Genomic DNA, 12,262 nt, shown 5'->3' on the forward strand with positions numbered 1-12,262 from the left:
TCTACCCGTGGGACTATACACCTTATATCGTATAATGGCGCTGCGAGCGGGGCCACCTGGGGTCGTTCTCTCGGGGCGGCGCGCGTTCACGTCGTGGTACCGGTGTTCGTCGCGTGTTTTCCAGTACGGTTTTAACCACCCGTCTCCGAAGTGCAATCGAGAAGCGTGAAGGGACAGGAGTGGTACCAGGCCACGGAGGTCGCGGAGGAGTACGACGAGAAGCGATTCTCCCGTGGCGGCCGGCTCATCGACCGACGGGAGAAACAGGCCGTCCTCGACGCGGTGGGGCCGGTCGAGGACCAGCGGGTCCTCGAAATCGCGTGTGGGACCGGCCGCTTCACCGTGATGCTCGCCGAGCGCGGCGCGGACATCACGGGGCTGGACATCTCCGGGCCGATGCTCCAGGAGGGCCGCGAGAAGGCCCAGCGCGCGGACGTCACCGACACCATCGACTTCATGCGCGGCGACGCCGGCCGGCTCCCGTTCCCGGACGACCACTTCGACACCGTGTTCGCGATGCGATTCTTCCACCTCGCGGACACGCCGGCGAAGTTCCTCACGGAGATGGCTCGCGTCTCCAAAGACACCGTGTTCTTCGACACGTTCAACCGGTTCAGCACGCGCTCGCTGTACAACTGGCTGCTCCCGATGGGGTCGCGACTGTACGGCGACAGCGAGGTCCGCGGGCTCGTCGACGAAGCCGGCCTGGACCTCGTGCGGGACGAACACGACTTCGTCGTCCCGTACGGGTTCTACCGCAAAGTCCCGGACTGGATTGCCGGCCCGATTCGGCGCGCGGACACGGCCATCGGCGAAACGCCGGTCGGCCGCTCGCTCGCGTCGGTCTCCTACTGGCACACGAGCGTCTGACGAAACCGGCGGTTCGTGTGAGCTCGCGGACGATTTCGGCGGGTTTCGACCCGGGACGTTTTTACCACCGCGCAGACTCGTGTACGCTATGGACCTCTCGGTAGTGGTGCCCACCCTCAACGGCCGCGACGTGCTCGCTGCGTCGCTGGACGCGCTCGCGGCCCACGCACCCGACGCCGAGGTCGTGGTCGTCAACGGTCCGTCCGTGGACGGGACGTCCGGGATGGTGCGCGACCACGACGCAGCCGACCTCTTGTTGGAAGTCTCCGAGCGGAACCTCAACGCCTCCCGGAACGCCGGCATCGCCGCCGCTGACGGCGACGTCGTCGCGTTCGTCGGCCAGGACTCCCAGATTCGGGAGGGCTGGGTGGAGGCCGTCGAGGACGCACTTGACGGCGGCGCGGACGCGGTCACCGGCCCCGTCCACCACCGCGTCGAGGGCGGCGTCACCACCGAGTCCGTCGAAACCGCGACGGTCGCGGGCCGCCACGTCACGTACTTCGACGGCGGCAACGTCGCGTTCGTCCGCGACGCCATCGACGCCCTTGACGGGTTCGACGAGTACCTCCAGACCGGGGCCGCGCGGGACGCCGCCCACCGGCTCGCGGGTATGGACCGCGAGGTCGTCTGGGGCGCGGACGCGGTCGTGCTCCGCGAGGAGAAAGACGACATCCGCCACCGGCTCCCGGAGGACGCCGAGGAGACCGCGTGGGGGCTGAAGTACCGCTCGCTGGCGTACCGGCTCGTGAAGAACTACGGGTTCGGCGCGCGCATCGCCGCCCGCATCGTGAAGTACGCGGTCGGGGACGCGTTCTCGGTCGGTGGCGACGTGCTCCGCGGCGACGCGAAACTCACGGAGTGGGCGGCCGCCGGCAGCGCCGTCGTCCCGAACGTCTGGACGGGCAGCCAGGACGGGATGTCCGCGCGGATGGCGGACCGGACGCCCCGGCGCAATCCCAACGGCGTCTCCGCGCGCATGGACCGCACGATGGTCCGCCACGACTGCTAGGCGGCGACCTGTTCGCGACCCTCGCCGCAGTTCCTGCTTACTCGCCGTCGAGGGGCTTCCCACGTCGGTCGACGCGCGTGACCGGGAGGCCGGCGCGCTCGCCGTGCTCCCGGACGGCCGCCTCGTCTTCGGCCTGGTAGTGGCAGAACGTCCCCGTGACGTCGCCCGTTTCGTTCGTCATCACTTCCGAGTCGACCCACCTGATGCCGACGCCCTCGTCCCGGAGCGCTTTGAGCGCGTCTCCGGACTGCTCGCCGGCCGCCGCGAGTTCGGCTTCGGTAATCGGTTCGTCCAGTTCGCGCAGGATGAGGAAGTCAGTCAACTCGCCGTCGGACATAGTTCAATCGTCATACACGAACGACCGGCATAAATCTAGTGTCGGGACGGCCAGCGAAGTATCCGCGAGCCCTGTCACTCTCGGTCGAGACCCGGGACGACCCGCACCGGATTCTTCCCGAGTACCTTCCGCATCGCGTCCTCGGTGACGTCGAGGGTGAGAATCTCCATGACCGCGACGTTCGGGTGGGTGTCGGGCGCGCCGCTCCCGAAGACGACGCGGTCGGGGTGTTCGACGATGGCGTGTTCGAGGAGTTCGCGGTAGCGAACTGCTGCGGTGTCCAGGTAGAGGTCCTCGTAGGAGCCGAGCAGTGAGACGGCCTCGTGCATCAGGTCGCGGTCGAGCGGGTGGCCGCCGAAGTGCGCGAGCACGACCGGGAATTCGCGGTCGAGCAGCGTGGCTTCGAGCGCGCTCGGCGGGAAACCCTCGCCGCCGTGGACGAGCACCGGGAGGCCGACGTCGTCGAGCACGTCGAGGACGTCTGGTTCGGGGAGGCCGTCGCGGGTCGGGTCGAGTTTGAAGCCGTGGAAGCGGTCGTCGTAGGCGTACTGCTCGACGTCCTCGGGGGAGGTCTGCCAGTCCGACCGATTTGACCGGAGGTTCTTCAGGCGGGAGGTTGCGCCGTCGCCGGGGTCGCGCGGGCCGTCGATGCGCGCGAACGCGATGAACGGCCGCTGGACGGCCTGCCGGGCGACCGCGTTGTTCGCGCGGAGGTAGCCCTGTTCGCCCTTCCGCGGTCCGGGGAAGACGACTGAGCGGACGACCCCGGCCTGGTGCATCTCGCGTTCGAGGTCCTCGCCGTCGATGGTGCGGCCCCGGACTGGGCGCCCCGGGCCGGCGTGGAGCCGCGCGTGCAGGTCCACAATCCGGAACCCGTGCTCCAGTTCGAGCATACGCGTAGGTTGCCGGCAGGGTATTTCGGTGTGACGGTGCCCACCCTACAGCGAGAGCTCCACGGGGCTGCCGGGTTCGACGCCGAACGCGTCGTCGCCGCGCCCGCGGTTCACGGCGAGCTCGACGTTCCCGTGGCTGCCGACTGTCACGACGCGCTCGCCGGGCTCGACGTGAGCGTACGAGGGTTCGACGCGCACGCGGTCGCGGTTCACGCGCACGGAGTCACCGATTCGGTCGTCGACGACGCGTCCCGGGAGGTTCGTGATGGCGTTCCCGAAGCCGTCCACGACGAGTACCTCGCCGCGAAGTACGTCGCCCTTGAGGTCGGGGTCGGGGAACGCGACGGTCTCGTAGTCGTCGAGGCGCTCGTATCCGGGGTAGTCGTCGAACGCCTCGACGCCGCGCTCGTGGACGTCAGCGGCAGCGGGTGCGAACACGTCCCGGCCGTGGAACGTCGAACTTGCGGGATTCTCGACCGCGATTTCGAACACTTCTACGTCCTCGGCGAGTCGTCGCGCCGCGGGAATCGCGACGCCGTTGTCCGGCGCGACGATGGCATGGCGGCCCGCGCGGACGACCACGGCCTTTCGGTCGGTGCCGACGCCCGGGTCGACGACGACTAGGTGGACTGCTGGCGGGAAGTAGGGCAGCACCTCGCGCAGCCAGAACGCCGTCGCGCGCACGTTCTGCCGCGGGAAGTCGTGTGCGACGTCGACGAGGCGCGCGTCCGTCGACTGGAGGACGACACCCTTCATCGCCGCCGGGTACGGCGAGCCGAAGTCGGAACTCAGCGTTATCATACGTCGCGGTTACGGCGCCGTCGTTGAAAACTACTCGGCGGGGCTGTCGCCCGCGTCCGTGTCGCTGACCTTCCGGATGCGGTCGATGCCGTCGATTTCGTCGATGACGTCAGCGACCGGCTTCGGGACGAGTTCGCGCCAGTCGCCGTCCTCAGCCATCCGGCGACGAATCTCGGTCCCCTCGAGCACGTCGCGCTCGAACATCGGTGACTGCCGGACCTCGATGCCGGCCTCGTCGAACAGCCGGATGACGAGCGGGTTGTTCGAGTACGCCACGTCGAAGTTCGGGCTCATCGACTGGACGTGGCTCACCCAGACCGCGTTCCGATCGAGGTCCTCGATGGGGACCGCGTACGTCACGAGGTCGAAGTCCACGAGGGACTTCGTAATCATCATGATGCGCTCGCCCGCGGTAAACGGGTTCCGCGTGGTGTGGGAGTCGCCGGCGCTCCCGATGCCGACGACGAGTTCGTCGACCTCGGTGGCAATCTGCTCGACGACGCGGTGGTGGCCGTTGTGGTACGGCTGGAAGCGACCGATGTAGAACCCGCGGGTCATTTCCTCACCTCGAAACACCCCGTCAGCGCCTATAAGAATGGCGAGTTCGCCGCAACCGACGGTTCGGCCCCGCTAGTGCCGGTCGGCGAAATCCTGTTCGGGCGCCTGAAGGCCCGAAACCGGGTAATACGGCCGGTTACGCGTTCTTTCGAGGGAGAAAGTATATCAGTCGCCCGTCCTTGGTTTCACGTGTCGAAACCACTTCTATGAGCAACGAATCGACCGAAGACGAGCCCCACCACGAGGACCCCGACGTCGACGCCCCCGACGCCCCCGAAGAGGGCGAGGAGTCGACGCCCGAACCTGCCGAACCCCTCGACGACCTCGAGGACCTCGGCAGCGAGGTCGGCGTGGAAGGCGACGTCTCTATCAACGAGGACAACGCCGAGGACGACCTGCTTGGCGGCCTCGAAATCCCGGACACCTCGGCCATCGAGGTGCCCGAACGGCTGGTCGACCAGGTCATCGGCCAGTCCGAGGCCCGCGACATCATCCTGCGCGCGGCCAAACAGCACCGCCACGTGATGATGATCGGCTCCCCGGGGACGGGGAAGTCGATGCTCGCGAAGGCGATGAGCCACCTCCTCCCGAAGGAGAGTCTACAGGACGTTCTCGTCTACAACAACCCGGACGACTCCAACGAGCCGAAGGTCCGGACCGTCCCCGCCGGGAAGGGCGAACAGATTGTCGAAGCCCACCAGGAGGAAGCCCGCAAACGCAACCAGATGCGGTCGTTCCTCATGTGGATTATCATCCTGCTCGTCGTGGGCTACGCGCTCCTCATCGCCCACCAGCCGCTGCTGGGCGTGCTCGCGGCCGGTGTCATCTATCTGGCGTTCCGCTACACCGACCGCGGCGGCGACGCGATGGTGCCCAAGCTCCTCATCAACAACGCCGACAGCCAGACCGCGCCGTTCGAGGACGCAACAGGTGCCCACGCCGGCGCGCTGCTCGGCGACGTCCGCCACGACCCGTTCCAGTCTGGCGGCATGGGGACGCCGAGCCACGAGCGCGTCGAGGCCGGTGCCATCCAGAAGGCGCACAAGGGCGTGCTGTTCATCGACGAAATCAACACGCTCGACGTCCGCAGCCAGCAGAAGCTGATGACGGCGATTCAGGAGGGCGAGTTCTCCATCACCGGGCAGTCCGAACGCAGTTCCGGTGCGATGGTCCAGACCGAACCCGTCCCGTGTGACTTCATCATGGTCGCGTCCGGGAACATGGACGCGATGGAGAACATGCACCCCGCGCTCCGTTCCCGCGTTCGCGGGTACGGGTACGAGGTGTACATGGACGACACCATCGAGGACACCCCGGAGATGCGCCGGAAGTTCGCGCGCTTCGTCGCTCAGGAGGTCGAACGCGACGGCCAGCTCCCGCACTTCGACGACGACGCGGTCCGGGAGATTATCCTCGAAGCGAAGCGCCGCGCCGGTCGCAAGGACCACCTCACGCTCGAACTGCGTGACCTCGGTGGGCTCGTGCGGGTCGCCGGCGACATCGCGAGTTCGAAGGACCACGAACTCACCACGCGCGACGACGTGCTGCAGGCGAAGAAGCGCTCGCGGTCCATCGAACAGCAGTTCGTGGACAACTACATCGAGCGCCGCAAGGACTACGAGCTCGGCACCTCCCAGGAGGAGGCTGTCGGCCGCGTGAACGGCCTCGCGGTCATGGGCGGCGACTCCGGCATCATGCTGCCCGTGATGGCGGAAATCACGCCCGCGCAGAGCCAGGAGGAGGGTCGCATCTACGCGACCGGCCAGCTCAAGGAGATGGCCGAGGAGGCAGTCGAGAACGTCTCCGCCATCATCAAGAAATTCAGCGACGAGAACATGTCCGAGAAGGACGTGCACATCCAGTTCGTCCAGGCTGGCGAGGGCGGCGTCGACGGCGACTCCGCCTCCATCACGGTCGCGACCGCGGTCATCAGCGCGCTGGAGGACATCCCCATCGCGCAGGACCTCGCGATGACTGGCAGCCTCTCCGTCCGCGGGGACGTGCTGCCGGTCGGTGGCGTCACGCACAAAATCGAGGCCGCCGCGAAGGCGGGCTGCAAGCGCGTCATCATCCCGAAGGCGAACGAACAGGACGTGATGATCGAGGACGAGTACAAGGACCAGATCGAGATCATCCCGGTCTCGCACATCAGCGAGGTCCTCGACGTCGCGCTCGTCGGCGAACCCGAGAAGGACTCGCTGGTCGACCGCCTGAAGTCCATCACCGGCAAGGCCCTCGAAGGCCAGACGGAGTCCGGTACGACGAGCGGCTCGCCGAGTCCGCAATAGTACCTTTTTACTTCGTCGGGTCGCAAAAATCTACGCTAAAAACTCCCTGCGCTCGCTCCGTTCGCGCAGTGAAACGCGCGGCTTCGCCGCGCGTATGCTCATCGCTTTGTGACCGCCACTTTTCTACGCGCGTCCCGCGTGCGCCGACGTGATGGCGTACTGGGTCGCGTTCGCGGCGTTCGCGCTGCTGGTGACCGCTGGGCTCGTCGCGCTCACGCGAGCGTCGGCGGGCGTCGTCGGCGAGGGAACCGAGGACTTCACGGCGGGCGAGTTGCTGCTGCAGACGACGCTCTCGCAGGCGGTCGTCGGCGCGCTCCTCGTGGTCGCGGTGTGGCTCGCGCGGATTCCACTCGGCTCGCTGGGCGTCGCAGTCTCCGCTGACCTCGTCGCAGTCGGCGTGGTCGTGGGGCTCGTGCTAGCGCTTGGAAACGAGGCCGCGATGCACGTACTCGACTCGGCCGGGCTGGGCTACGACGAGGAACTCCGGGAGACGCTGACGCCCGAGTCGCGCGGTGGCTGGCTGATTCTGTTCTTCGTCGCGCTGCCCGTCGTCGCGGGCTTCGAGGAACTGTTGTTCCGCGGGATTCTCGTCGGCGCGTTCACGACGGGGTTCGGCGTGTCGCCGTGGGTGCTCGCGGCCGCATCCAGCGTCGCGTTCGGGACGGCGCACACCGCGCAGGGCGCGACTGGCGTCGTCGTCACGACGCTACTGGGGTTCGCGCTCGCTGCCGCCTACGTCCTCACCGGCAGCCTCCTCGCGGTGTTCGTCGCGCACTACGTCGTGAACGCCGCGGAGTTCGCGGCGCACGCGCGGTAGTCAGGATTCGAGCGCGCGGAGCCGGTCCGCGACTCCGGGTGGCGCGCCGCTCGGGCCGTCGCGGACGCGGTGGTCGGGGACGAACAGCGGGACGGGATTGCTCGCGAGCGCGGCGCGCGCGGTCTCGCGGGCGTCGCTGTCCTCGGGGTCCGTGTCGGGAACCATCGAGAGCACGCGCTTGACTGTGACGTGCTCGCCGTACGGGATGTTCCGGACGGCTTCGAGGACTTCGCGGTGTTTCGTCGGGACGGTCAGGCCGACCTCGACGTCGTCGAAGTCGTCCTCGCTCCCCTCGAAGTACGCCTCGACGCGGTCGAGCAGCGGGTGGTCGGGGTCGGCGTCCGCGGGCGCGCTCTCGGGGAAGGAGACGCTGATGACGCGGTCGCCCGCGACGCCGAGTTGGACGGCTCTGTCGAGATACGACGACTCGCGTGCGTAGATACCGGCCGCAGCCATGTGTGCGTCCACGGGCGACACGGCCTTGTACGTTCGCCCACCGGTGAGTCGGGCAGATACGACGTGCGTACTGACGCAAGACTTATGTACAAACTAGTGCATTAATGCACAATAATGGACGAGAGTGACGGGCTCGCGCCGGCGGTGCAGTCCATCCTGGACGCGGCCCGCGAGCGCGAACCGGACGGCGGACGGGTGTCGGTGTCCCCGCGGTCGCTCCCGGACGCGTTCGCGGCCGCCGAGGCGGACGGGCGCGTGCCCACGATTGCGGAAGTGAAGCCGACCAGTCCCACCACGGAGGGCGAGCGCCACGACGACCCCGTCGACCTCGCCGAGCAGATGGTCGCCGGCGGCGCCGCCGCGCTCTCCGTGCTCACCGAACCCGAGCACTTCGGCGGCAGCCCCGAGAACCTGCGCGCGATTCGGGACGCCGTCGACGTGCCCGTGCTCCGGAAGGACTTCCTGCTGCGGGAGGCGCAACTGGACGCCGTCGAAGCCGACGTCGTCCTGCTCATCGCGCGCTTCCTCGGCGACGACCTCGAACCGATGCTGGACGCGGCCCGCGAGCGCGGTTTCCAGGCGCTCGTGGAGGTCCACGACCGCGACGAACTCGACCGCGCAGTCGAAGCGGGCGCGGACATCATCGGCGTGAACAACCGCGACCTCGCGAAACTGGAGGTCGACCTCTCGACGTTCGAGACGGTCGCACCCCATGCCCCCAACGACGTGACGCTGATTGCGGAGAGCGGCGTGAGTTCGCCCGCGGACGTCCGGCGGATGCGCGAGGCGGGCGCCGACGGTCTGCTCGTCGGAAGCGCCATCATGGACGGCGACGTAACCGAGAACACAGAGACGCTAGTGAACGCATGAGCGAGGAATCCAAGCGAACGACGGGCGCACAGTCGGAGACGCGGGCCGGGAAGTTCGGGGAGTACGGCGGCCAGTACGTCCCCGAGGTCCTGATGCCGGCGGTCGAGGAACTCGCGGACGCCTACGAGCGCTACGTCCTCGAGAACGAGGACGACTTCGTGGACGACTTCCGCCAGCGCATCCGGGAGTTCGGCGGGCGGCCGACGCCCCTCTCGCACGCCGAGAACCTCTCGGAGCGCTACGGCTTCGACGTCTACCTCAAGCGCGAGGACCTCCTGCACGGCGGCGCGCACAAACTCAACAACGCGCTCGGGCAGGTGTTGCTCGCGAAGTACATGGGCAAGGAGCGCATCGTCGCCGAGACCGGCGCGGGCCAGCACGGCACCGCGACCGCGATGGCGTGTGCGTACCTCGACATGCCCTGCGAGATTTACATGGGCCGCACGGACGTCAACCGCCAGCGCCCGAACGTTTTCCGGATGCGCATCCACGACGCCGAAGTTAACCCCGTCGACGTCGGCTCGGGAACGCTGAAGGAAGCAATCAACGAGACGATGCGCGACTGGGCGACGAACGTCGAGGACACCCACTACGTCATCGGTTCCGTGGTGGGGCCGCACCCGTTCCCGGCGATGGTCCGGGACTTCCAGTCGGTCATCAGCGAGGAGATGCGCGAGCAGTCCCGGGACCAGCTCGGCCAACTCCCCGAAGCCGTCGTCGCGTGCGCGGGCGGCGGGTCGAACACGATGGGCGCGTTCGCCTCGTTCGTCGGCAGCGCCCGGCTCGCAGGGGCGCCGGAGGGGGCGCAGGAATCCGCGCCGGACGTGGACCTGCTCGCCGTCGAAGCGGGCGGCTCCAGCCTCGGCGTGGACAAAGCGGAAGGGTACGCGCCGAACTCCGCGAGCCTCTCGACCGGAACTGAGGGCGTGCTCCACGGCGCGCGCACGAAACTCCTCCAGACGGAGGAGGGCCAAATCGTCGAGTCCCACTCCGTGAGCGCGGGCCTCGACTACGCGGGCGTCGGCCCGGAACTGGCGTACCTCGTCGACGAGGGCCGCGTCGATCCCGTGAATGTCGACGACGACGCCGCGCTCGAAGCGTTCCACCGCCTCTCCCGCGAGGAGGGCATCATCCCCGCGCTCGAGTCGAGCCACGCCGTTGCCTACCTTGAGGAGTACGAGGGTGACGGCCCGGTCGTCGTGAACGTCTCCGGGCGCGGCGACAAGGACCTCGACACGGTCATCGAGGAGTCCGCCGCGCGCGACATCGCCGGCGCGCCCACGATGGAGGTGTTCGAGGAGTGACCCGTAGCGAGATTCGTGCCGCGTTCGAGGACGGCCCCGCGCTCGTCTCCTACGTCGCCGCGGGTGACCCGAGCGCGGACGCCACGAAGGAGTACGTCGAAGCACTCGTCGACGGCGGCACCGATGTCGTCGAACTCGGCCTGCCGTTCTCGGAGCCGGTCGCGGAGGGCACCACGATTCAGAACGCCATCAAGCGCGCCCTGGAGGCCGGGATGACGCCGGAGGCCTACCTCGACCTCGTGCGGGAGTTGGATGTGGACGTGCCCGTCGTCTGCATGACGTACTACAACCTCATCTACCAATACGGCGAAGAGGCAGGTCCCGAGGAATTCGTAGCGGCAGCGGCGGACGCTGGCATCTCCGGGTTCGTCGTGCCGGACCTCCCCGTGAACGAGTCCGAGCCGATGTACGAGGCGTGCCGCGAGCACGGCCTCGACCTGATATTCATCGTCGCGCCGACGACGACGCCCGAGCGCCTCGAATCCATGCTCGACCGAACCACGGGGTTCGTCTACGTGCAGGGGCGGCTCGGCACGACCGGCGCCCGCGACGAGGTCAGCGAGAACACGCCCGAGGCGCTCGAACGCCTGCAGGACGCCGACGTCCCGAAGGCCGTCGGGTTCGGCATCTCGTCGGGCGAGCAGGCCCGCGAGGTCGTCGCGAGCGGTGCCGACGGCGTCATCGTCGGGAGCGCGTACGTCGACATCATCGCCGACGGCGTGGAGAACGACCTGCCGACCGAGGAGGTCGCCGACCGCCTCGAAGCGCTCGCCGCGGAACTGAAGGCGGGGGCGCGGAAGGGTCTGCCCGAACCGGAACGCAAATAGCCGACCGTTTGCTACTCACTACCAATGACACCAGGGAAGACAGCGCGACTCGACCGCATCGGCCGGGATGGCCGATTCGTCACCATCCCGATGGACCACGGAATCACACTCGGCGCGGTAGACGGCCTCGTCGACATCGAATCCACCATCGACGCCGTCACGAGCAACGGCGCTGACGCCGTGCTCACCCAGAAAGGCATCGCCCCCCGCGTCCACGGGAACAAGAACGACGCCGGCTACATCGTCCACCTCAACGCCTCTACGTCTATCGGGCCGGACTCCAACGACAAACGCTTCACCGGCACCGTCGAGGAAGCCGTCCGCGCGGGCGCAGACGCCGTCTCCTTCCACATCAACGTCGGCAGCGACCACGAACCGGACCAGATTACGCAGCTCGCGGAAGTCGTCGACGACGCCCAGGACCTCGGGATGCCCGTGCTCGCGATGGCGTACGCCCGCGGCCCGGGCGTCGACGAACACGACGCCGAGAGCCTCGGCCACGCCGTCCGACTCGCCGAGGAACTCGGCGCGGACGTCGTGAAAACCGCCTACTCGGGGAGCCGCGAGAGCTTCGAGCGCGTCGTCGAGTCCACGAGCAAACCGGTCATCATCGCCGGCGGCAGCCCCGACGGCGACCGCGAGACCCTCCAGGACATCCGCGACGCGATCGACGCCGGCGCTGCGGGCGTCTCGACTGGTCGCACTGTCTTCCAGCACGACGACCCCGGAGCGATGACCGCCGCCATCGCCGCCGTGGTCCACGAGGACGCCACGCCCGACGAAGCGCTCCGCGAGGCCGGCCTCCCCATCGAAGCCTGACCCGTCGTCCGTCGTTTTCTCTTCTCAGACGTCGGCGTACGCGAGTTCCCACGCGCCCGGGAGCGTGTCGAGCGCGCTCCGGAACTCCGTGGCGGCCAGCCCGTAGAACTTCTTGCGGCCGACGGCCGTCCGCACCCGCACGACGACCGTGTGGTCGGTCGCCTCGAACGCGGTCAGCGAGCCGCCGCCCGCGCGTTCGAGGTGCGCGCACTCGGGTTTCCGGTCGACGAGCTCGGAGCCGAGGTCCCAGCTGAGGGACTCGGCGGCGTCGAGCGCGAACGGCACGCGCTCGCCCATGATGCGGCCCTGTCCACTCGTTGCCATACCACGACCTCGGTAGTTCAGCAGTATAAATCGTGTCATTCCGGCACACGCGCCGCCAGCAAGTACGCGTTGCTCCGGTACGTTCAAGG

14 protein-coding genes are annotated in these 12,262 nt (G+C 68.1%); 8 read left to right on the plus strand and 6 right to left on the minus strand.

The window, feature by feature from the left end; genetic code table 11:
* Positions 1-165 precede the first annotated feature (165 nt).
* Together LPA46_RS01300 and LPA46_RS01305 are read left to right on the plus strand one after the other, a co-directional pair.
* A complete protein-coding gene (locus LPA46_RS01300) occupies positions 166-870 on the plus strand; it encodes a class I SAM-dependent methyltransferase (RefSeq protein WP_230891031.1) in 705 nt (234 codons plus the stop codon).
* 88 nt (positions 871-958) lie between these two features.
* Positions 959-1,879 carry a glycosyltransferase family 2 protein gene (locus LPA46_RS01305; RefSeq protein ID WP_230891032.1) on the plus strand — a complete coding sequence of 307 codons (921 nt, stop codon included), beginning with the start codon at positions 959-961 and terminating at the stop codon, positions 1,877-1,879.
* Between the two features lie 37 nt (positions 1,880-1,916).
* Here the strand turns inward: LPA46_RS01305 and LPA46_RS01310 are convergent, their stop codons facing one another.
* From LPA46_RS01310 to LPA46_RS01325, 4 genes are all read right to left on the minus strand, one after another.
* Positions 1,917-2,216, minus strand: coding sequence for a DUF4242 domain-containing protein (locus LPA46_RS01310; RefSeq protein WP_230891033.1), 300 nt, complete (start codon positions 2,214-2,216; stop codon positions 1,917-1,919).
* A gap of 74 nt (positions 2,217-2,290) precedes the next feature.
* Complete coding sequence (locus tag LPA46_RS01315; RefSeq protein WP_230887774.1) at positions 2,291-3,109, minus strand: amidohydrolase family protein; 819 nt, start codon at positions 3,107-3,109, stop codon at positions 2,291-2,293.
* 45 nt (positions 3,110-3,154) lie between these two features.
* Positions 3,155-3,910, minus strand: a complete 756-nt coding sequence (locus LPA46_RS01320; RefSeq protein ID WP_230891034.1) for an SAM hydrolase/SAM-dependent halogenase family protein — start codon at positions 3,908-3,910, stop codon at positions 3,155-3,157.
* 30 nt (positions 3,911-3,940) lie between these two features.
* On the minus strand, positions 3,941-4,468 hold the full coding sequence (locus LPA46_RS01325; protein ID WP_230891035.1) for a nicotinamide-nucleotide adenylyltransferase: 528 nt from the start codon (positions 4,466-4,468) through the stop codon (positions 3,941-3,943).
* A gap of 206 nt (positions 4,469-4,674) precedes the next feature.
* Here LPA46_RS01325 and lonB point away from each other — a divergent pair, with 206 nt between their 5' ends.
* Positions 4,675-6,756 (plus strand): ATP-dependent protease LonB, encoded by a 2,082-nt coding sequence (gene lonB / locus LPA46_RS01330; RefSeq protein WP_230887771.1) that lies wholly within the window; start codon positions 4,675-4,677, stop codon positions 6,754-6,756.
* A gap of 151 nt (positions 6,757-6,907) precedes the next feature.
* On the plus strand, positions 6,908-7,573 hold the full coding sequence (locus tag LPA46_RS01335; protein ID WP_230891036.1) for a CPBP family intramembrane glutamic endopeptidase: 666 nt from the start codon (positions 6,908-6,910) through the stop codon (positions 7,571-7,573).
* On the opposite strand, the gene LPA46_RS01340 is transcribed toward LPA46_RS01335, so the two are convergent.
* Positions 7,574-8,029, minus strand: a complete 456-nt coding sequence (locus tag LPA46_RS01340; RefSeq protein WP_230891037.1) for an MGMT family protein — start codon at positions 8,027-8,029, stop codon at positions 7,574-7,576.
* 114 nt (positions 8,030-8,143) lie between these two features.
* On the opposite strand from LPA46_RS01340, the gene trpC reads away from it, so the two are divergent.
* The 4 genes from trpC to LPA46_RS01360 are packed head-to-tail and all read left to right on the plus strand — an operon-like array spanning position 8,144 to position 11,849.
* Entirely contained in the window at positions 8,144-8,899 is a 756-nt protein-coding gene (gene trpC / locus LPA46_RS01345; protein WP_230891038.1) for an indole-3-glycerol phosphate synthase, read from the plus strand.
* The gene (trpB, locus tag LPA46_RS01350; protein ID WP_230891039.1) at positions 8,896-10,203 is read left to right on the plus strand and encodes a tryptophan synthase subunit beta; all 1,308 of its coding nucleotides are present in this window, start codon (positions 8,896-8,898) and stop codon (positions 10,201-10,203) included. The genes trpC and trpB overlap by 4 nt, the downstream gene beginning before the upstream one ends.
* Positions 10,200-11,030, plus strand: coding sequence for a tryptophan synthase subunit alpha (gene trpA, locus LPA46_RS01355; RefSeq protein WP_230891040.1), 831 nt, complete (start codon positions 10,200-10,202; stop codon positions 11,028-11,030). Before trpB ends, trpA begins: the two co-directional genes overlap by 4 nt.
* Before the next feature lie 24 nt (positions 11,031-11,054).
* On the plus strand, positions 11,055-11,849 hold the full coding sequence (locus LPA46_RS01360) for a 2-amino-3,7-dideoxy-D-threo-hept-6-ulosonate synthase (RefSeq protein WP_230887765.1): 795 nt from the start codon (positions 11,055-11,057) through the stop codon (positions 11,847-11,849).
* 24 nt (positions 11,850-11,873) lie between these two features.
* On the opposite strand, the gene LPA46_RS01365 is transcribed toward LPA46_RS01360, so the two are convergent.
* On the minus strand, positions 11,874-12,173 hold the full coding sequence (locus LPA46_RS01365; RefSeq protein ID WP_230891041.1) for a hypothetical protein: 300 nt from the start codon (positions 12,171-12,173) through the stop codon (positions 11,874-11,876).
* Between the last annotated feature and the right edge of the window lie 89 nt (positions 12,174-12,262).

Origin of the sequence: Halobacterium sp. KA-6 (assembly GCF_021029015.1) — an archaeon.
Lineage (GTDB): Archaea > Halobacteriota > Halobacteria > Halobacteriales > Halobacteriaceae > Halobacterium.

Bases quoted from the DNA above. Each gene is read 5' to 3' on its own strand.
- LPA46_RS01315 (WP_230887774.1), bottom strand. From the start codon at position 3,109: ATGCTCGAACTGGAGCACGGGTTCCGGATTGTGGACCTGCACGCGCGG.
- LPA46_RS01305 (WP_230891032.1), top strand. From the start codon at position 959: ATGGACCTCTCGGTAGTGGTGCCCACCCTCAACGGCCGCGACGTGCTC.
- LPA46_RS01340 (WP_230891037.1), bottom strand. From the start codon at position 8,029: ATGGCTGCGGCCGGTATCTACGCACGCGAGTCGTCGTATCTCGACAGA.
- LPA46_RS01360 (WP_230887765.1), top strand. From the start codon at position 11,055: ATGACACCAGGGAAGACAGCGCGACTCGACCGCATCGGCCGGGATGGC.
- trpC (WP_230891038.1), top strand. From the start codon at position 8,144: ATGGACGAGAGTGACGGGCTCGCGCCGGCGGTGCAGTCCATCCTGGAC.
- lonB (WP_230887771.1), top strand. From the start codon at position 4,675: ATGAGCAACGAATCGACCGAAGACGAGCCCCACCACGAGGACCCCGAC.
- trpB (WP_230891039.1), top strand. From the start codon at position 8,896: ATGAGCGAGGAATCCAAGCGAACGACGGGCGCACAGTCGGAGACGCGG.
- LPA46_RS01325 (WP_230891035.1), bottom strand. From the start codon at position 4,468: ATGACCCGCGGGTTCTACATCGGTCGCTTCCAGCCGTACCACAACGGC.
- LPA46_RS01320 (WP_230891034.1), bottom strand. From the start codon at position 3,910: ATGATAACGCTGAGTTCCGACTTCGGCTCGCCGTACCCGGCGGCGATG.
- LPA46_RS01365 (WP_230891041.1), bottom strand. From the start codon at position 12,173: ATGGCAACGAGTGGACAGGGCCGCATCATGGGCGAGCGCGTGCCGTTC.
- LPA46_RS01335 (WP_230891036.1), top strand. From the start codon at position 6,908: ATGGCGTACTGGGTCGCGTTCGCGGCGTTCGCGCTGCTGGTGACCGCT.
- LPA46_RS01310 (WP_230891033.1), bottom strand. From the start codon at position 2,216: ATGTCCGACGGCGAGTTGACTGACTTCCTCATCCTGCGCGAACTGGAC.